This is a genomic window from Hamadaea sp. NPDC051192 (assembly GCF_040682475.1).
GTDB classification, from domain to species: domain Bacteria; phylum Actinomycetota; class Actinomycetes; order Mycobacteriales; family Micromonosporaceae; genus Hamadaea; species Hamadaea flava.
In genome coordinates this window covers 53,804-70,136 of record NZ_JBFBAZ010000035.1, presented here as the reverse complement: position 1 = coordinate 70,136, position 16,333 = coordinate 53,804, and the positions used below count along the sequence as shown (strand labels likewise).

The window sequence follows — 16,333 nt, the reverse complement described above, 5'->3', positions numbered from 1 at the left end:
CGGGAAGGCGGCTCGCACGCCGCGCCGGTGGTCGGCCACGCGCGGCGCGGGCACCGCTGACCGCCGGCTGGTGAACGGCCCGACTTCCGGATGGTCACGTACCGAACCGGTGCGGGGAAAGGTATCTGGGCTTCCGGAGATCGTTCCAGCGGACGACGCGGCGTCGATCAGGCCGGCTCGCCCGACCAACGCCGGGCCCACGCGAGAAACCGTGCCACTCCAGTGCAAGCGGGCAGACCGACTGAACCCCTGCCCGCCCACGCGCGGGAGCGTCAGCCGATAGATCTATCCCGGGTCAGTCCTTGCGGCCGGTCACGGCGATGGTCACGCCGAGGCCGATCATGGTCAGCCCGCCGACGCCGCCGATCATCCGCAGCCGGCGGGGCGAGCGGCCGAACCATTCGCGGGCGTAGGACGCGGCGACGCCCCAGAGGCTGTCGCAGACCACTGCGATGAGGTTGAAGACCAGCCCGAGCAGCAGCATCTGGGTGATCACGTGGCCCCGGGACGGGTCGACGAACTGGGGGAGGACGGCTGCGAAGAACACGATGGTCTTCGGGTTGGACACGCCGACCGCGAAGCCGTCCCACAGCGAGCGCAGGCCGTCGTGTGTCGACTCGTCGGCGGTGAACACCGTGGTCAGAGACTTGCGGGCGCGCCAGGCCTTGACGCCCAGATAGACCAGGTACACCGCCCCGGCGAGCTTCAGGACGGTGAAGACGACGATCGAGCGTTCGACGATGGTTCCGACGCCGAAGGCGACCGCCGCCACCAGTACGCACGCCCCGAGGGTGTTCCCGGCGACCGTGGTCAGCGCCGCGCGCCGGCCGTGGGCGAGTGCCCGGCCGACCACGAACAGCACGCTCGGGCCGGGGATGAGGATCAGTACCAGGGACATCGCCGCGAAGGCGAGCAGACGGTCGGCGGACACCATGACCGAATGGAACGGCATCGGCGGCCTGCAGCACAACCCGGTTATCGGCGGCGGCGACGCGTACCTGGGAGGGCCGGACCGGGTGACAGAAGCGGGGCGTGGAGGTCGGCGTACTCGTTGATCCGCTCAAGGACCCGCGCGGGCGTGAAGTCGGCCGCGGTGAACGAGCCGCTCGCGACTTCGTCCCAGGTGACCGGGGTGGAGACGGTGGGTGAGTCGCCCGCGCGGAGCGAGTAGACGCAGACCGTGGTCTTCGAGGGGTTGTTCTGGCTCCAGTCGATGAAGATCTTGCCGGGCCGGCCGGCCTTGGCCATCTGGTCCGTGATGGCATCGGGTGCGGCTCGCGCGAACTCGCCGGCCAGTTCGCGGGCGTAGTCCATGATCTGCTCGGCGGTCGCGGTGACGGGGCAGGTGACCTGCATGCCCTTGCGCCCGGAGGTCTTGGGGTACGCCGTCAGCCCGTCCACCGCCAGCCGATCACGCAAGGCCTGCGCGACCGCGCGGCATTCGTCGAGGCCGGCCGGTTCGGTCGGGTCGAGGTCGAAGACGATGCGGTCCGGGTGTTCGGGGCCGTTCGCGACCTGCCATTGGGGCGTATGCAGTTCCAGCGCGGCGAGGTGGGCGAGCCAGACGAGGGTGGCGAGTTCGTCGACCACGATGAGTCCACCGTCGACCCGGACCCAGCTGGGCTTCGCGGCCGGTGCGTTCTTCTCGAAGAAGCCTTGCGCCTGCGCGCCGGACGGGTAGCGGATGCGGGTGACCTGGCGGTCGGCCAGGTGCGGGAGCATGAGCGGGGCGACGCGGGAGTAGTAGTCGATGATCTCGGCCTTGGTGAAGCCGTCGGGGTAGAGAGCTTTGTCCAGGTTTGTGAGGTCTATCCGTCGGCCATCCACTTCGACCCTGGTCACGTTCTCAGGATAGGCCTCGCCCGCCGAGCGCTACTGTCAAGATGGTTGATATGCGGGCAATCTGGAAGGGCGCGATCTCCTTCGGGCTGGTCTCCATCGCGGTCCGGCTCTACGCCGCGACCGAGGAGAAGGACATCCGGTTCCACCAGGTGCACGTCAAGGACGGCGGGCGGGTCAAGTATCAGCGGGTCTGCACGGTCGACGGCAAACAGGTGGATTACGACCAGCTCGCGAAGGGCTACGAGGTCGGCGACCAGATGGTCGTCCTCACCGACGACGACTTCGCGGACCTGCCGTTGAGCAGTTCGCGGGCGATCGACGTGCTGGAGTTCGTCCCCGAGGACCAGATCGATCCGATCCTTTACAGCCGGGCGTACTACCTGGAGCCGGACGGCAACGTCGGGCTCAAGCCGTACCTGCTGCTGCGGGACGCGTTGAGCAAGGCGGGCCGCGTCGGGCTGGTCAAGGTGGCGCTGCGCCAGCGCGAACAGCTCGCCACCATCCGCGTACGCGACGACGTGCTCGTCCTCAACACGATGCTCTGGCCCGACGAGGTACGCGAGCCCGCGTTCGACGTGCTCGGCGGGGCGGACCAGGTGAAGCTGCACAAGCAGGAGCTCCAGATGGCCGGCTCGCTGATCGAGTCGATGTCCGACGAGTTCGACCCGACCGAGTACACCGACGCGTACCGGGAGGCGTTGCAGCAGGTCATCGAGGCCAAGGTGGAGGGCCGCGAAGTGGTGGCCCCGCCGCAGCCGCAGGAGGGCGAGGCCGAGGTCATCGACCTGATGGCCGCCCTCCGCGAGTCGGTCGCCAAGGCCAAGGCCGCGCGCAAAGCGGCGTGATCAGCGGACGGTCATCCGCCCGGTCCGCTCGAACTCCGCGAGGTCGGCCAGCGTCCGCTGCATGGTGGGGCTCTGGTTCGGGAAGCCGTCCGGGTGGAAGTACGCCGCGTCCGTCGCTTCTTCCGGGTCCGGGTTGAGGTCACCGGTGACCTCGGTGATCAAGCACGCCAGGATGACGTGCTGATAGGTGTGCTGCCACTGGTTGGTGTGGGTGTGCTCCGGCCCGGTGTAGAGGGCGAACGGGACGGCGGCGACCGCCTTGAGCCCGGTCTCCTCATAGGTCTCCCGGATCGCGCAGTCGAGCATCGACTCGCCGATCTCCATGCCGCCGGCCGGGAACGCCCACATGCCGTTGTCCGCCCGCTTGATCAGCAGAAACCGTCCTTGCTCGTCGCGGACCACGCCGCGCCCGCCGAGCAGGAACAGCGTCTCGTCGGGCAGCGCCGCCCGGAGCTTGCCGTGATAAGACGCCCACCATTCTTCGACCACACCCATGCGGGGAAGAGTAGCCCCAGAAACCGATTCGACGCCGCCCGCGCGGATGGTGCATCATCGGCGCCGATGAGTACCAGGAAACGTTTCGCGCTCGACCTGTCGCCGCTGCGCCGCCGGGACTTCCGGCTGCTCTACAGCGCGATGACGGTGACCTCCATCGGGTCGTTCATCACCTTCGTGACGATCCCGTACCAGGTCACCAAGATCACTGGCGATCCGTTGCTGGTCGGCCTCATCGGCATCTGCGAACTCGTCCCGCTGCTGTTCATGGCGTTCGTCGGCGGCGCGCTCGCCGATTACGTCGACCGTCGCGTACTGGTCTTCGGCGGCGAGGTCGCCCAACTCTCGCTCACCGTCCTGCTGCTGCTCAACGCGCTGCTCGGCGAGCCGCACCTCTGGCTGCTCTATCTGATCGCGGCGCTCGCGGCCGCCGTCGACGGCCTCCAACGGCCTGCGCTCGAAGGGCTCACCCCGCGCCTGGTCGACCCCGACAAGATCCCCGCGGCCAGCGCGCTCACCTCGCTGCGCCACCAGTTCGCGTCGATCGGCGCCCCGGCCATCGCCGGGCTGCTCATCGCGGCGTTCGGCACGGGCCGCGGTCTTGCTTGGGTGTACGCCATCGACGTGGCCACGTTCGGGGTGTCGCTTGCCCTGCTCGCGATGATGAAGGCGGTCCCGCCGCCGGAGCTGGCGGACCGGCCCTCGTTGCGCAGCGTCGCGACAGGCCTGCGGTACGCCGTCCGCCGGCCCGAATTGCTCGGCACATACCTCGTGGACATCAACGCGATGGCGTTCGGCATGCCCCAGGCGCTCTACCCGTTCTTCGCCGATCGACTAGGCGGCCCCGCCGTGCTCGGCCTGCTGTACGCCGCGCCGAGCGTCGGATCGATGCTGGCCACCCTGACCTCGGGCTGGACGCTGCGCATCCATCGGCATGGGCTGGCCGTCGTCATCGCGGCCGGACTCTGGGGCGTCGGCATCGTCCTCTTCGGCATCTCGAACGCCCTGTGGCTGGCGATCGTCGGCCTGCTCGTGGCCGGGGCGGCCGACATGATCTCCGGCGTCTTCCGGTCGACGATCTGGAACCAGACCATCCCGGATCACCTACGTGGACGTCTCGCGGGCATCGAGATGCTGTCCTATTCGATCGGCCCGCTGCTCGGCGGCGTACGCAGCGGCGGCATGGCCAAGATCGTCGGGGTCGGCGGCTCGGTCGTCTGGGGCGGCGCGCTCTGCATCGCCGGGACCGTCGCCTTGGCGGCGGCGCTGCCGAAGTTCGTCAAGTACGACGGGCGCGACGGGCTGGCCCGCAAAGAAGCCGAGGAGGCCGAACGAGCAGCGCTCGTGGCCTCCTCGGCGGGGTGATGCTCAGCCGCGCTCAGCTCACTTGTTGGGCACGAGGCACAGGATCGTGCCGCTGGTCGCCTTGCCGAAGAAGTAGGCGCTCTCAGCGTCCGGGTAAGCGGTGCAGGGGTTCTCGGTCGTCTTGAAGTACGACTCGGACTTGCCGCTGATCACACCGACGACCTTGTCGTGCGCCTTCGAGTCGGTGCAGGCCACCGCCTTGACGTCGTCGATGTCAGCCTCGGTCTTCGCCTCGGTGATGCACTCGCCGACGGCCGGGGTCTTCGCGGTGATGTTGCCCGAGAAGTACTTGTAGGCACCGAAGCCGAGAGCGATGACGACCACGATGCCGCCGATGACCAGACGCCACAGCAGAGCCGCGCCGATGCCCTTGGCGATCTTCTTGCCGGTGGACTCCTGCGGAGCCTGCGGCTGCGGGGCGGGCTGGTAGGTAACGGGCTCGGACATGGGGGTGCTTCCTCCAGAGGGGATGATGCCTGCGGATCATTCCGCGACCGGCACACCCTAGCGACACCCGCCGACATGTCTCGCCCTGGATGCACGATCAGCCTGAGATTTCGCTGAATAGTTACCTACCGAGCTGCGATACGAGCCAATCACACCAGTCGAGCATCGTCCGTTCGGCGGCGATGCCCATCCGGAGCGTCGCGTACGCCCCGAACTTGGGGCTGGCCGGATCGTCGTCGCCCCGGGCTTCGGCGTCTACTTGCTGCGCGAGGTAGTCGTCGAGCTGCGCCTGATGCTTCTGAGCTTCGCCGCGATACAGCGCTCGCATGCCGTCTCGGTCGGCGGCGGCCAGGGCGTACGTCTTGAGGACGAGTTCGTCCTTGGGCGGTCGCCGCTGGGGTGGCTCGGTCAGCCAGCGCGCGAGCTCCGTCCGGCCCGCCTCGGTCAACCGGTGCGTCTTGCGGTCGTGCGGGCCGGGCCCGGCCGCGGCGTCGTGGTCGATCAGCCCGTCCGCGGTCATCCGGGTCAGCTCCGGATAGATCTGGCTCTGCTGAGCGGTCCAGTAATAGCCGATCGGACGGCGCATCCGCTGCACGATCTCGTAGCCCGTCAACGGGCCGGCGTGGAGGGTGCACAGGAGGGCGTAGCGCAACGTGCTCACATCTGCTATTTCAACAGAGACATAGTTTATGTCACTTCTGACATAGCACTTCTCGGCAAGCAGGAGGCTGCGATGAGAACCATCCGAGCCACGGGCGCTGCGTTGGGCGTACTCATGGCGTTGGCGGCGTGCGACGCGAAACCCGAGGCCGCGCCACCGAGCCCGACTCCCACGGTGGCCGCGTCGAGTGCGAGCCCGAGCCCGCGCGTGCCCGACGTCCCGCGCGGCGGCGACCAGACGATCTCGCTGGACGTGGGCGGGCAGGCGCGGACTGCGCAGGCGCACGCACCCGCCGGATACAAACCGGGGATGCCGCTGGTCGTGGCGTTCCACTACTACCGGTCGGATGTGGACACGCTGCGGCGGATGACCCGGCTGGACGCGAAGGCCGACCAGAAGGGGTTCATCGTGGTCTATCCCGAGACCATCATCTCGGGGTTCAACGCGATGGACTGTTGCGGCGACTACGACGACGTCGGGTTCGTCAAGGCGCTGGTCGCCCACATGATCGAGGTCTGGCAGGTCGATCGCCGCCGGGTGTACGCGACCGGCATCTCGAACGGGGCCGACATGACCTTCCGGATGGCTGTCGAGGCACCGGGGTTGTTCGCCGCGATCGCACCCGTCTCGGGCGGCTTCACCGGCTGGCGGGCGGCCGACCCCGCGTTCCAGCCGAGCAAGCCGGTCTCCGTGGTGACCTTCATCGGCGGCCTGGACAACGCGGACGTCCTCAACGGCGGACTCGCGAAGTGGCGCTCGCGCGTGCGCTGCACCGCGTCGGCCAAGGGCGTCTACGCCAAGGGCATCACCTGGACCCGTACGCACTGCGCAGACGGCTCGGACGTGGTGGACTACCAGATCGGCGGGATGGAGCATCGCTGGCCGGGCGGCACCGACGTCGGGCTCGGCAGCCCGGCGACCAAGATCAACGCGGTGGACGTGATGTGGGACTTCTTCGCGACTCATCCGCTGAAGTGAGGGCCGGGTCGACGAACCAGCCCTCGGGCCGCGGGCGGTTCGGCAGCGGAGGCTGGTCGACCAGCCGGGGCTGCGACAGGTCTTCCATCCCTATGATCCACGCATGTCACACCCCGAACCCTGGGTTCCGCCGAGCGAACCACCTCATGAACTCGAGCTGTATCCGCAGTCGCAGCCGACCTGGGGAGCGCAGGCCGGCTGGTTGCCCCAGCCGGTCTGGGGGCCTCCGCCGGTGTCGGACAAGGGGAAGCTCGCGGCGGGCCTCCTGCAACTGCTCCTGCCGCTCGTCGGTGTCTGCGGCGTCGGACGCCTCTACGCCGGGCACGTGGGCATCGGGCTGACTCAGTTGCTCGTCGGAATATCGGGCATCGGACTCGGCTGCTGTGGAGCGAGCCTATCGATGTTCATCGTCCCGCTCGTGCTGCTGCTGATCACTCCCGGTGTGGCACTGTGGTCGATGATCGATGGAGTGATCATTCTGGCCAGCAGTGACTTCCGGGACGGGGCCGGACGGCCGATGCGCTGACGCGGACAGGAAAAGGGGCCTCAGCTGGTGAGCTGAGGCCCCTCTTTCGCAGAGCCGCCTAACGGAATCGAACCGTTGACCTATTCATTACGAGTGAATCGCTCTGCCGACTGAGCTAAGGCGGCAACGGTTGACCAGTGTACGCGATCCTCCGGCGATCTTCCTAACCGGTATCCTCAAGCGCGTGACGTCGACCCCGCCCGCCGCCGAACAGCCGGTGAAGCCGCTGGACCCGCCGATGACCCCGCTGGCGATCGGCGGCATCGCGCTGTGGGCGGTGGCTGGCGTGGTGCTGTGGATCGCCGACGCGCCGACCAGTTGGCTGTGGATCTGCGTCGCCGGAGTCATCTCGGGGATTCCCGGCTGGCTGACCATGCGGGTGCACGACCGCAACCGCGCCCGGCGGCTCTCCGCCTGACGGGCCCGCAGCCGGCTTCCTAGACCTCGACCTCTTCGACCGCGCCGTCGTCGTACGCCGTGGGCAGCGCCTCGACCGGGGAACCCGCGTCGACGACCACCTCGGAGTGCGCGCCGCAGCCGTGATCCAGGGAGACGACGCGACCGTCGTCCGGTGCGTACTCATTGCCGCAGACGCCGAACATCTGCTTCATCGCGCCGCCCATGAGCAACAGGAAGCCGCACGAGACGCAGCGCGCGTGCCGGGGCGCGGCCTCGGCGATGGGCGCGTGCGGACCGTGATCCCCGTCATACCAGCGCTGGGCGGTCTCCTCGCGGCCTTCCTTGCTCATCATGCGCGGCCGGCCCAGGCCCAGTTCCCAGCTCTCCGCGTCGACCTCGGGATCATCGGCGAGCAGGTAGCCCTGGACGAGCCGGGTGTCGTCGGGCGGAGTCGGGAGCAGGTCGCCGACGCCCAGATCGCCGGGGCGCAGCCGGTCCTCCCAGGGCAGCCAGCCCGGGGCGAGCAGGGCCTCGTTGCCGGGCAGCAGCACGGTCTCGCAGACCGTGACGAGCTTCGAGCGCGGCGCCCGGGTCACCGTGACGGCCCACTGCCAGCCCCGGTAGCCGGGCCGGAGGGACGCGAAATAGTGCGTGACGAGCCGGTCGGCCTCGGCCACGACGCCCTGGTGAGCGCCGACCTCATCGCCCGGGACCTCGGTGATCGCGGCGCGGGCGACCTCGACGGCGTCGGCGCAGACCTGATCGAGGCGGGCGGGGCGGGTGGCGGTCCTGGTCACGGGGACATTCTTCCTCATCGGTGGGCAATCGCGCGAGCGCCCCCGCTTTCCCGTTGCTCTCGGTTCGCCACGCTGGGCGCTGCCGCCCGCTTCGCCGCCGCTGCTGAGGTAGGCGCGCGATGCGGCGGCGATGGGCGCGCGATGCGGCGGCGATAGGCGCGCGATGCGGCGGCGATAGGCGCCAGATCACGGATGTGCCTGCGATCTTGGCCGTCGGAAGCATGCGTAACCGTGATCCGCATCCGGCCCTGCGCCGCGCCGGGCGGACACGACAAGGCTGCGACCTGGTGGGACAGACGTGACGGGTGCCCTTCTTTATGCCACGATGCGGCCCATGTCGACGACTGCGCAGGAACTGCCGTTCCTGGACCGATACTTCGAGATAAGCGCGCGGGGGTCCACCCTCGTCCGGGAACTCCGCGGTGGCCTGGCCACCTTCTTCACGATGGCGTACATCGTGGTCCTCAACCCGCTGATCCTGGGCTCGGCCAAGGACAGCACGGGTGCGACTCTCTCCATCCCGCAGGTGGCCGCAGCAACGGCGCTGGTGGCCGGCGTGATGACGGTGTTCATGGGGATCTACGGACGGTTCCCCCTCGCCCTGGCGGCCGGCCTCGGCGTCAACGTCATCGTCGCCAAGGACATCGCCTCCCAGATGACCTGGGCCGACGCCATGGGCCTGGTGGTCATCGAGGGCATCCTGATCGGCATCCTGGTGCTGTCCGGGCTGCGTACGGCGATCTTCCACTCGGTTCCGGCCCAGTTGAAGATCGCCATCGGCGTCGGCATCGGGCTCTTCCTGGCGTTGATCGGCTTCGTCGACTCCGGCTTCGTCATGCGGGTCCCGGACGTCGCGGGCACCACCGTTCCGGTGGGCATGGGCTTCAACGGCGTGATCATCACCTGGCCGGGGATGGTCTTCGCGATCGGCCTGCTCGCGACGATCGTGATGCTCGCCCGCAAGGTACGCGGCGCGATCCTGCTCGGCATCGTCGGCACCACGATCCTGGCGATCATCGTCGAGGCGATCGCCAAGGCCGGCCCGTCCGGTCCGGGCGGCAACCCGCACGGCTGGGGTCTGAACGTGCCGAGCTGGCCGGACAAGGTGGTCAGCGTGCCGGACCTGAGCCTGCTCGGCAACTTCAACCTGGTCGGCGGGTTCAAGGCGGCCGGCGCGGCGGTCGCCCTCGTCTTCGTCTTCGTGCTGATGCTCAGCGACTTCTTCGACACGATGGGCACCATGGTCGCGGTCGGCGAGGAGGCCGGCCCCGACGGCAAGCTCATCAGCGAGGACGGCATGCCGCCGCGGTCCAAGGAGATCCTGATCGTGGACTCGGTGGCCGCGGCCGCCGGCGGCGCGGCGAGCGTCTCCAGCAACACGTCCTACATCGAGAGCGCCGCGGGTGTCGGCGAGGGCGCGCGGACCGGCCTGGCGAGCGTCGTGACCGGCGTGCTGTTCCTGCTGGCGATGTTCCTGTCGCCGCTGGTCACGGTCGTTCCGTTCGAGGCGGCGGCGACCGCGCTGGTGATCGTCGGCTTCCTGATGATGACCGGCGTACGCCAGATCGACTGGACCGACTACGAGATCGCGATCCCGGCGTTCTTCACGATCATCCTGATGCCGTTCACCTACTCGATCACCAACGGCATCGGCGGCGGCGTGATCACCTTCGTGCTGATCAAGGCGGCGAAGGGCAAGGCTCGTGACGTCCACCCGTTGCTGTGGGGCGTGGCAGCATTGTTCGTGCTGTACTTCCTCCGAGGCGTCATCACCGAGTTGATCTGACCCGGTTCCGTTTCGGGGGCCGGCTGCTTGTGGCGGCTGGATCAGGGTTCCGGGGCCGAATCTTCACCCAAGATTCGACCTGGAACCCTGATCCAGCGCTCCGAGCGAGAGCAGCCGAGTTGATCAAGGCCGAACGGCGGCGAGCGTGACCCGTCCGGGCGGTGCAAGATCAACCGGATGGATCAACATGGTGTTTCACCTCATAAAACGATGTCGTTAGCCAGGCTCATTAGCTAGCCTAATAATCGTGACGGAGTGGCCGATGGTGGCGGAACCTGCAACCGAACTTGCGGTTCGATTGCGTGACGCCATCACGCGGCTCAATCGGCGGGTCCGGCAGGCCCGGCCGGTTGGCGATCTGACGGTGACCCAGCTGTCCGCTCTGACCAGCCTCGAACTGGCCGGTGCCCTGACCCCCCGGGAACTGGCCGACGTGGAACGCGTCCAACCGCCGACGATGACCAAGATCGTCGCGAAGTTGGAGGCCCGTGGCCTGGTGCAGCGTACGCCGCACCCGACGGACAAACGGCAGGTCATCCTGTCGAGCACGGGTCTGGGCCGCGACATCCTCGGGCAGTACGAGCGGGTGCGAGACGAATGGCTGGCAGCCCGCCTGGCTGAGTTGACCCCCGATGAACGTGACGTGCTTTCGCACGCCGCCGAGGTGTTGTCCAGGATCGCCCGCAACTAGAGCGCGCATCGCCTGTACGTGGGCCGGCCCGCTTCGTCCGATGTGGATGTCGGCTAGGCGGAGGGCAGCGCTCGTGAAAACCATGTTCCGGTCACTGATGGTGCGGAACTATCGTCTGTTCGCGACCGGTCAGCTGGTGAAGCTGATCGGTTCGTGGATGATGTTCGTCGCGCAGGACTGGCTGGTTCTCTCGCTGTCGGACAACAGCGCCACCGCGCTCGGCATCGTGACCGCTCTCCAGTTCGTACCGGCCGCCCTGCTGACCCTGCCGGGCGGGCGCCTCGCCGACCGCTACGACAAGCGTCTGATCCTGCTGGTCGCCAACAGCTTCTGGACCTTCCTGGCGCTGCTCTTCTCGATCCTGGTGCTGGCCGGCACCGTGCAGATCTGGCACATCTACGTCTTCGCGCTGCTCCTCGGCATCGCCCAGGCCATCGAGACCCCCGTACGCCAGTCCTTCGTCTCGGAACTGGTCGGCTCGCCGCTGCTGCCCAACGCGTTGTCGCTGTCGGCGGCCACGTTCAACTCCGCCCGCATCATCGGCCCGGCGCTGGCCGGCGTCGCGATCGCCGCGTTCGGCACCGGACCGGTCTTCCTCATCGCCGCCGTCAGCTCGCTGTCGCCGCTGCTCGGGTTGGCCCGCATGCGCCCGGGCGACCTCTTCCGCAAGGATCTGGCGTCGAAGGACGAGCGAGCCGACGCGCGCATCCTCGACGGGCTGAAGTACGCCTGGCACCGCGCCGACCTGCGGCTGCCCATGCTGCTCATGGGCGTCATCGGCATGGCCGGGTTCAACTTCCAGCTGACGTTGGCCGCGCTGGCCAAGACCGTGTTCAACACCGGCGCCGCGTCGTTCGGCCTCTTCACCACCGCGCTCGCGGTGGGCGCGCTCGGCGGTGCGCTCGCGGGCACCTTCCGCAAGGGCCGCCCGTCGGTCTATCTCATGCTCACCGCGGCCATCGCCTTCAGCACGCTGGAGCTGTTCGTCGGGCTGGTCCCGGCGTACTGGGGGGTCATCCTGCTGCTCGTGCCGACCGGCTTCTTCATGGTCTTCTTCGCCCAGTCGGCCAACCAGCGGGTCCAGCTCGGCACCGAGGCGGCCTACCGCGGCCGGGTGATGGCGCTCTACGTGCTGGTCTTCCTCGGCACCACGCCGATCTCCTCGCCCGCGATCGGCTGGGCGGCCGAGCACCTGGGCGCGGGCACGTCGATCTGGCTCGGTGGCGCGGTCTCCTTGATCGCCGCGCTGGTCGCGCTCGCGTGGCAGTTGCGTCACGCGGGGGAGCGGCTCCAGCTGACGGTACGCCCAGTGCCGAAACTGACCGTGTCAACGGCGCGGGGGTAATCCGGGACGGGTTGTCGTACCGCCGTGATGAGGTGAGGTTATGGAGACCACGAGATTCCTCGAAGTGCTCGGCGACGACTACCGGCGGCTGCTCGGCGTCGCCGCCGGCGACCTCACCGTCACGGTGCCCACCTGTCCTGATTGGACACTCGCCGACCTGGTGGAGCACGTCTCGATGGTCTACCTGCACAAGGTGGCGACCATGCGACTCGGGACGTTCCCGAGTCCGTGGCCGCCGGAGGACCTGCCCCCGGAGGCTCCGGCCGACCGCCTCGCCCGGGCGTACGCCGAACTGACGGCGGAGTTCGCGCGGCACACGCCCGAGACGGCCGTGCAGACCTGGTACGAGCCGGATCAGACGGTCGGCTTCTGGATCCGGCGGATGGTGCACGAGTCGGTGATCCACCGGGTCGACGGCGAGCTGGCGGCCGGGCTGCCGCCGACCGAGGTCCCCGACGACGTCGCCCTCGACGGGATCGACGAGAACCTGCAAGCTTTTCTGGCGTACCAGGTCGGCCGATGGCCGGAGGAGTTCGCGGCGGCGCTCGCCGACTGCGGCGGCGAGACCCTGCTCGTCTCGGCGGGCGGCCGCGGTTGGCTGGTGCGGCTGCGACCCGGCACGGTCACCGTCGAGGCGGCCGAGTCGGATGCCGACGCCGACGCGACCATCTCGGGCCCGCCTTCGGGCGTACTGCTCTGGCTGTGGCGGCGCACCGACGACGGCGCCGTCCGCCTCTCCGGTAAGGCCAGCGTTTCCGGCAAACTGCGTGATCTCCAGCGAATCGCCACACAATGAGCCTGGGCGGTATCACTGGGCGGAAATTCGTAGCGATCACTTCAGACGACGACTAGGCTCGGAGGACGTGGCGGTGGTTAAGGCATTGGAGCTGGCCGTGGCGCTTATCGCGCTGGTCACCCTGCCGTGTGCGATCGCCGCCATGATCTGCGCCGACGAGCTCATCATCTCCGTCCGCGAGTCGCTGCGCCGCCGCCGCGAACACTGGCTTGAGCAGCGCATCCTGCATCAGATGGAGCGATCGCTGACCCCACCGCGCGCCTTCCTCGCGCCGGTCGCCGCCCTCTTCGCCACCGCCGGCACGGCTCCTGTCGCTGCCGGGACCGGGCGTGGCGGCGTACCGGAGGAGGAGGCGCCGCACGGGTGGCTGGCGATGCCCGCGGCCGTCTGGGCGAGCATCACAGCCCGGTTGCAGGAGGCGGTTCCGCCGCCGCCCGCGCCGGCGGCTGTCACGCACCCGCCGTTCGAGCGCATCGCCGCCGACCTGCGCCGGCTCGGCTCGGACCGACTCGGCATCGGGCAGCGCAACGATGTCTGGCACGGCGCGGTGGAACGGGCTTACGACGTCAAGCTGAGAGAGGCGTGCCGGGCACTCGGCATCGTCGAACATCTGGAGGAGTTGGCGGATATGGATCGAGAGATCGAGCGGTTGCGGATCGAGGGCGAGTTGATCGCCGCGGGGGTTCGGCTGCGGTGAGGATGTTCGTAGCCCTGTTCCCGCCCCCGCCCGCCGTCGCCGATCTCGAGTCCTTCGTCTCCCGGCTGAACCTCGGCAAGGCCACCGCCGCCGGTCGCGACGTCCAGCTCGACGCGCCGGAGCGCTGGCATGTGACGCTCGCGTTCCTCGGCGAGGTCGACGAGGCCGGCGTCGCCGCCGCCGAGGGCGCGGTCGGCCGCGTCGCGGAGGCTTGGCCCCAGGAGCATGCCGGAGTGCCGCCGTTGCGGCTGGCCGACGGCGGCCGGTTCGGCACCGGGTCGAGCACGATCCTCTGGGCCGGTCTGCACGGCGACCTGGGCCGCCTGACCGATCTCGCCGGGCAGATCAATCACCAGCTGGCCGATGTCGGGCTGCCGAGCAGCGACGGCAAGCCGTTCCGGCCCCACCTGACCCTCGCCCGGTGCGGCGACCGGCTCTCCAGCGACGAGGTCGCCGCCGATCTGGCCCAACTCCACCAATACGCCGGTCCGACCTGGAAGGTCGACGAACTGGTACTGGTCCGGAGCCATCTCGACGGCGACCGCAGCTACGAGCGTCTCCGCTCCTGGCCGCTGTCCTAGGGGCGCCTAGGGAACGCGGTCACCAGGCCCAGGCTTCGGGGCCGGGGCCGCCCTTGCCTACGGGCGGGAAGAGCTCGTCCAGCCGAGCCAGGGTCTCCGACGAGAGCGTCACGTCGAGCGCGCCGACCGCCGAGTCCAACTGTGCCTGCGTACGCGGGCCGATGATGGGCGCGGTGACCCCCGGCCGGGACAGCAGCCAGGCCAGGGCGAGGTTCGCCGGGTCGACGCCGATCTGCTCGGCGAGCTTCTCGTACGCCTCGATCGTCTCCCGGTTCGCCGTGGCCGCGTCGCTCGCCCGGCCTTCGTTGACCCGGGCCGCGTCGCCGGTGGCCTGCTTGCGCAGCATGCCGGAGAGTGCTCCGCCGTGCAGCGGCGACCACGGGATGATGCCGATGCCGTAGTGCTGCGCCGCCGGGACGACCTCGAGTTCGACCGTACGCTCGAACAGGTTGTAGATGCACTGCTCCGAGACGAGCCCGAGGAGGCCGCGCTCCTTCGCCGACGCCTGGGCGAGCCCGAGGTGCCAGCCGGCGAAGTTGGACGAGCCGACGTAGAGCACCTTGCCGGCCTGCACCAATGTGGACATCGCCTGCCAGATCTCGTCCCACGGGGTGGACCGGTCGACGTGATGCATCTGGTAGAGGTCGATGTGGTCGGTCTGGAGGCGCCGCAACGAGTCGTCGCAGGCCTTGACGATGTGCCGGGCGGACAGGCCCGAGTCGTTGGGCCAGTCGCTCATCTTCCCGAAGACCTTGGTGGCCAGGACGACCTTGTCCCGGCGGCCGCCTCCGGTGGCGAACCAGCGTCCGATGATCTGCTCGGTGACGCCCTCGCCGGTCTTCCAGCCGTACACGTCCGCCGTGTCGAAGAAGTTGAGTCCCAGCTCCAGCGCACGATCCATGATCGTGTAGCTGTCGGGTTCGGTGGTCTTGGGACCGAAGTTCATGGTGCCGAGGCAGAGCCGGCTCACACTCAGGCCGGTCCGGCCGAGTTTCGTGTACTCCATGGACCGACCCTATCCCCGGTCCTTACCGTTGCGACGGTCCAGTGCGAAAGCGGGCCGGCGTCAGGAGGACTCACGTGCGGCGGGCGCTCCGCCGAACAGCACGTCGTCCCAGCTCGGCAGGCGCTTGCGCGGCTTCTCGCCGGTGCCCTCGGCCGCTGCGGAGGCACGCCGCGGACGGAGCACCGCCAGCGACGGAACCGCGGGGACCTCCTTCGGCGCGTCGGGCTCGTCGTCGAACGCCGTGCCCTGACCGCCGATCATCGCGGCCGCGCCGCCGACGACCGTCCGCCGGTCACCCGGCGTGTCCAGGCCCCGGCCCGGCGAACCCGGCCGGTCGAGCGCGGCCACCAGGGCGTCCCGCCCGGCCCGGATCGGGTCGCGGCTGGGCCGGCGACCGGCGTCGGCCGCGGCGGGCAGGCCGTGGCCGCCACGCGAGGTCTCGCCCCGGGTGGGCGGCGCGTCCGGCGCCGACGTCCGGTCGGCGCACAGGTACTGCGCCATGTCGTCGTAGGGCGTGACGGACTGGCGAGTCTTGTCCAGCTCCCAGATCGCCTGCGCGGTGGCCTTGCCACTCGGCCAGGTCGCGACGACACGCCAGGTGCCGTCCTCCCGCCGGTACGCGTCCCAGGAGATCTTCTCGGCGTCGACCCCGTGCTGGGCCAGCCGAGCGTCGACGACCTCGGCGAGCGAGCCGGACAGACCGCGGTCGGCCGTCTTCAGCTTGGTACGCCGCGCGTGCTGGGCGAGCATCGCCCGCTCCTGGAGGACGGGACCGGCGTACCGCAGTACGCGGTCGACCGGGACTCCGGCCACCCGGGCGACGTCGTCGGCGCTCTCGCCACCGCGAATGCGCGCCTGGATGTCCCGCGGCGACAGCGCGGCACTCCCGTCGATCTGTCCAGCCGCGACGGTCAGCGTCGCGGTCGGACCGGTACGCTCTGCCTGCACCGCGCCGGTGACCCGATCGTCGATGGGCAGCGCCAGGAGACGGCCGACCTCGTCTGCGAGAACAAGAGCTTGGCCGTCCTCGGAGAGGGCGACGAACCGAACTGGCCGCATCGCTTGCCTCCGTCCCT

At 69.2% G+C, this 16,333-nt stretch carries 19 protein-coding genes, 1 tRNA gene and 1 pseudogene; 11 read left to right on the top strand and 10 right to left on the bottom strand.

Translation table 11 applies throughout. The features are described from left to right. The 3 genes from AB0M47_RS17570 to ligD form a co-directional block, all read right to left on the bottom strand. Positions 1-201 (bottom strand): hypothetical protein (locus tag AB0M47_RS17570; protein ID WP_363414315.1); only part of this gene is annotated, 201 nt, incomplete at its 3' end. Between the two features lie 94 nt (positions 202-295). Continuing rightward, positions 296-934 carry a LysE family translocator gene (locus AB0M47_RS17565; RefSeq protein ID WP_363414313.1) on the bottom strand — a complete coding sequence of 213 codons (639 nt, stop codon included), beginning with the start codon at positions 932-934 and terminating at the stop codon, positions 296-298. A 41-nt stretch (positions 935-975) separates the two neighbouring features. Beyond that, on the bottom strand, positions 976-1,842 hold the full coding sequence (ligD, locus tag AB0M47_RS17560) for a non-homologous end-joining DNA ligase (RefSeq protein ID WP_363414310.1): 867 nt from the start codon (positions 1,840-1,842) through the stop codon (positions 976-978). Positions 1,843-1,892: 50 nt separating this feature from the next. Between ligD and AB0M47_RS17555 the strand changes: the two are divergent. Then, a pseudogene (locus AB0M47_RS17555) lies at positions 1,893-2,675 on the top strand (Ku protein); the annotation flags it as partial. A gap of 12 nt (positions 2,676-2,687) precedes the next feature. On the opposite strand, the gene AB0M47_RS17550 reads toward AB0M47_RS17555, so the two are convergent. Continuing rightward, positions 2,688-3,182, bottom strand: coding sequence for an NUDIX domain-containing protein (locus tag AB0M47_RS17550; RefSeq protein ID WP_363414307.1), 495 nt, complete (start codon positions 3,180-3,182; stop codon positions 2,688-2,690). A 66-nt stretch (positions 3,183-3,248) separates the two neighbouring features. On the opposite strand from AB0M47_RS17550, the gene AB0M47_RS17545 reads away from it, so the two are divergent. Beyond that, on the top strand, positions 3,249-4,547 hold the full coding sequence (locus AB0M47_RS17545) for an MFS transporter (protein ID WP_363414304.1): 1,299 nt from the start codon (positions 3,249-3,251) through the stop codon (positions 4,545-4,547). Between the two features lie 18 nt (positions 4,548-4,565). On the opposite strand, the gene AB0M47_RS17540 is transcribed toward AB0M47_RS17545, so the two are convergent. After that, on the bottom strand, positions 4,566-4,994 hold the full coding sequence (locus tag AB0M47_RS17540) for a hypothetical protein (RefSeq protein ID WP_363414301.1): 429 nt from the start codon (positions 4,992-4,994) through the stop codon (positions 4,566-4,568). A 121-nt stretch (positions 4,995-5,115) separates the two neighbouring features. Next, positions 5,116-5,655, bottom strand: a complete 540-nt coding sequence (locus AB0M47_RS17535) for a PadR family transcriptional regulator (protein ID WP_363414298.1) — start codon at positions 5,653-5,655, stop codon at positions 5,116-5,118. Between the two features lie 72 nt (positions 5,656-5,727). Here AB0M47_RS17535 and AB0M47_RS17530 point away from each other — a divergent pair, with 72 nt between their 5' ends. Together AB0M47_RS17530 and AB0M47_RS17525 are read left to right on the top strand one after the other, a co-directional pair. Next, positions 5,728-6,633 carry a PHB depolymerase family esterase gene (locus tag AB0M47_RS17530; protein WP_363414295.1) on the top strand — a complete coding sequence of 302 codons (906 nt, stop codon included), beginning with the start codon at positions 5,728-5,730 and terminating at the stop codon, positions 6,631-6,633. 103 nt (positions 6,634-6,736) lie between these two features. After that, complete coding sequence (locus tag AB0M47_RS17525; protein WP_363414292.1) at positions 6,737-7,159, top strand: hypothetical protein; 423 nt, start codon at positions 6,737-6,739, stop codon at positions 7,157-7,159. Positions 7,160-7,211: 52 nt separating this feature from the next. Here AB0M47_RS17525 and AB0M47_RS17520 read toward each other — a convergent pair. Continuing rightward, positions 7,212-7,284 (bottom strand) — tRNA-Thr (locus AB0M47_RS17520). 113 nt (positions 7,285-7,397) lie between these two features. Between AB0M47_RS17520 and AB0M47_RS17515 the strand changes: the two genes are divergently transcribed. Then, positions 7,398-7,577, top strand: a complete 180-nt coding sequence (locus AB0M47_RS17515) for a DUF2530 domain-containing protein (protein WP_253763783.1) — start codon at positions 7,398-7,400, stop codon at positions 7,575-7,577. Between the two features lie 19 nt (positions 7,578-7,596). Here AB0M47_RS17515 and AB0M47_RS17510 read toward each other — a convergent pair whose 3' ends face one another. Next, positions 7,597-8,373 carry a DUF3027 domain-containing protein gene (locus AB0M47_RS17510; protein WP_363414289.1) on the bottom strand — a complete coding sequence of 259 codons (777 nt, stop codon included), beginning with the start codon at positions 8,371-8,373 and terminating at the stop codon, positions 7,597-7,599. Between the two features lie 316 nt (positions 8,374-8,689). Between AB0M47_RS17510 and AB0M47_RS17505 the strand changes: the two genes are divergently transcribed. The 6 genes from AB0M47_RS17505 (at position 8,690) to thpR (ending at position 14,251) form a co-directional block, all read left to right on the top strand. Then, positions 8,690-10,141: an NCS2 family permease gene (locus AB0M47_RS17505; RefSeq protein WP_363414286.1), complete on the top strand. Its 1,452-nt coding sequence runs from the start codon at positions 8,690-8,692 to the stop codon at positions 10,139-10,141. Positions 10,142-10,403: 262 nt separating this feature from the next. Next, positions 10,404-10,832 (top strand): MarR family transcriptional regulator, encoded by a 429-nt coding sequence (locus AB0M47_RS17500; protein ID WP_253763784.1) that lies wholly within the window; start codon positions 10,404-10,406, stop codon positions 10,830-10,832. Positions 10,833-10,914: 82 nt separating this feature from the next. Next, positions 10,915-12,177 carry an MFS transporter gene (locus AB0M47_RS17495; RefSeq protein WP_363414329.1) on the top strand — a complete coding sequence of 421 codons (1,263 nt, stop codon included), beginning with the start codon at positions 10,915-10,917 and terminating at the stop codon, positions 12,175-12,177. Between the two features lie 40 nt (positions 12,178-12,217). Further along, complete coding sequence (locus AB0M47_RS17490; RefSeq protein ID WP_363414283.1) at positions 12,218-12,973, top strand: maleylpyruvate isomerase family mycothiol-dependent enzyme; 756 nt, start codon at positions 12,218-12,220, stop codon at positions 12,971-12,973. Next, entirely contained in the window at positions 12,945-13,670 is a 726-nt protein-coding gene (locus tag AB0M47_RS17485) for a hypothetical protein (RefSeq protein WP_363414280.1), read from the top strand. The genes AB0M47_RS17490 and AB0M47_RS17485 overlap by 29 nt, the downstream gene beginning before the upstream one ends. 2 nt (positions 13,671-13,672) lie before the next feature. Then, positions 13,673-14,251, top strand: a complete 579-nt coding sequence (gene thpR, locus AB0M47_RS17480; protein ID WP_363414326.1) for an RNA 2',3'-cyclic phosphodiesterase — start codon at positions 13,673-13,675, stop codon at positions 14,249-14,251. A gap of 19 nt (positions 14,252-14,270) precedes the next feature. Here the strand turns inward: thpR and AB0M47_RS17475 are convergent, their stop codons facing one another. Continuing rightward, positions 14,271-15,257, bottom strand: coding sequence for an aldo/keto reductase (locus tag AB0M47_RS17475; protein WP_363414277.1), 987 nt, complete (start codon positions 15,255-15,257; stop codon positions 14,271-14,273). Between the two features lie 60 nt (positions 15,258-15,317). Continuing rightward, on the bottom strand, positions 15,318-16,316 hold the full coding sequence (gene sepH, locus AB0M47_RS17470; protein WP_363414274.1) for a septation protein SepH: 999 nt from the start codon (positions 16,314-16,316) through the stop codon (positions 15,318-15,320). Between the last annotated feature and the right edge of the window lie 17 nt (positions 16,317-16,333).

Bases quoted from the DNA above. Each gene is read 5' to 3' on its own strand.
- AB0M47_RS17515 (WP_253763783.1), top strand. From the start codon at position 7,398: ATGACCCCGCTGGCGATCGGCGGCATCGCGCTGTGGGCGGTGGCTGGC.
- thpR (WP_363414326.1), top strand. From the start codon at position 13,673: ATGTTCGTAGCCCTGTTCCCGCCCCCGCCCGCCGTCGCCGATCTCGAG.
- AB0M47_RS17550 (WP_363414307.1), bottom strand. From the start codon at position 3,182: ATGGGTGTGGTCGAAGAATGGTGGGCGTCTTATCACGGCAAGCTCCGG.
- AB0M47_RS17540 (WP_363414301.1), bottom strand. From the start codon at position 4,994: ATGTCCGAGCCCGTTACCTACCAGCCCGCCCCGCAGCCGCAGGCTCCG.
- AB0M47_RS17495 (WP_363414329.1), top strand. From the start codon at position 10,915: ATGTTCCGGTCACTGATGGTGCGGAACTATCGTCTGTTCGCGACCGGT.
- AB0M47_RS17545 (WP_363414304.1), top strand. From the start codon at position 3,249: ATGAGTACCAGGAAACGTTTCGCGCTCGACCTGTCGCCGCTGCGCCGC.
- AB0M47_RS17565 (WP_363414313.1), bottom strand. From the start codon at position 934: ATGGTGTCCGCCGACCGTCTGCTCGCCTTCGCGGCGATGTCCCTGGTA.
- AB0M47_RS17530 (WP_363414295.1), top strand. From the start codon at position 5,728: ATGAGAACCATCCGAGCCACGGGCGCTGCGTTGGGCGTACTCATGGCG.
- AB0M47_RS17510 (WP_363414289.1), bottom strand. From the start codon at position 8,373: ATGAGGAAGAATGTCCCCGTGACCAGGACCGCCACCCGCCCCGCCCGC.
- sepH (WP_363414274.1), bottom strand. From the start codon at position 16,316: ATGCGGCCAGTTCGGTTCGTCGCCCTCTCCGAGGACGGCCAAGCTCTT.
- AB0M47_RS17505 (WP_363414286.1), top strand. From the start codon at position 8,690: ATGTCGACGACTGCGCAGGAACTGCCGTTCCTGGACCGATACTTCGAG.
- AB0M47_RS17500 (WP_253763784.1), top strand. From the start codon at position 10,404: ATGGTGGCGGAACCTGCAACCGAACTTGCGGTTCGATTGCGTGACGCC.
- AB0M47_RS17490 (WP_363414283.1), top strand. From the start codon at position 12,218: ATGGAGACCACGAGATTCCTCGAAGTGCTCGGCGACGACTACCGGCGG.
- AB0M47_RS17525 (WP_363414292.1), top strand. From the start codon at position 6,737: ATGTCACACCCCGAACCCTGGGTTCCGCCGAGCGAACCACCTCATGAA.
- AB0M47_RS17475 (WP_363414277.1), bottom strand. From the start codon at position 15,257: ATGGAGTACACGAAACTCGGCCGGACCGGCCTGAGTGTGAGCCGGCTC.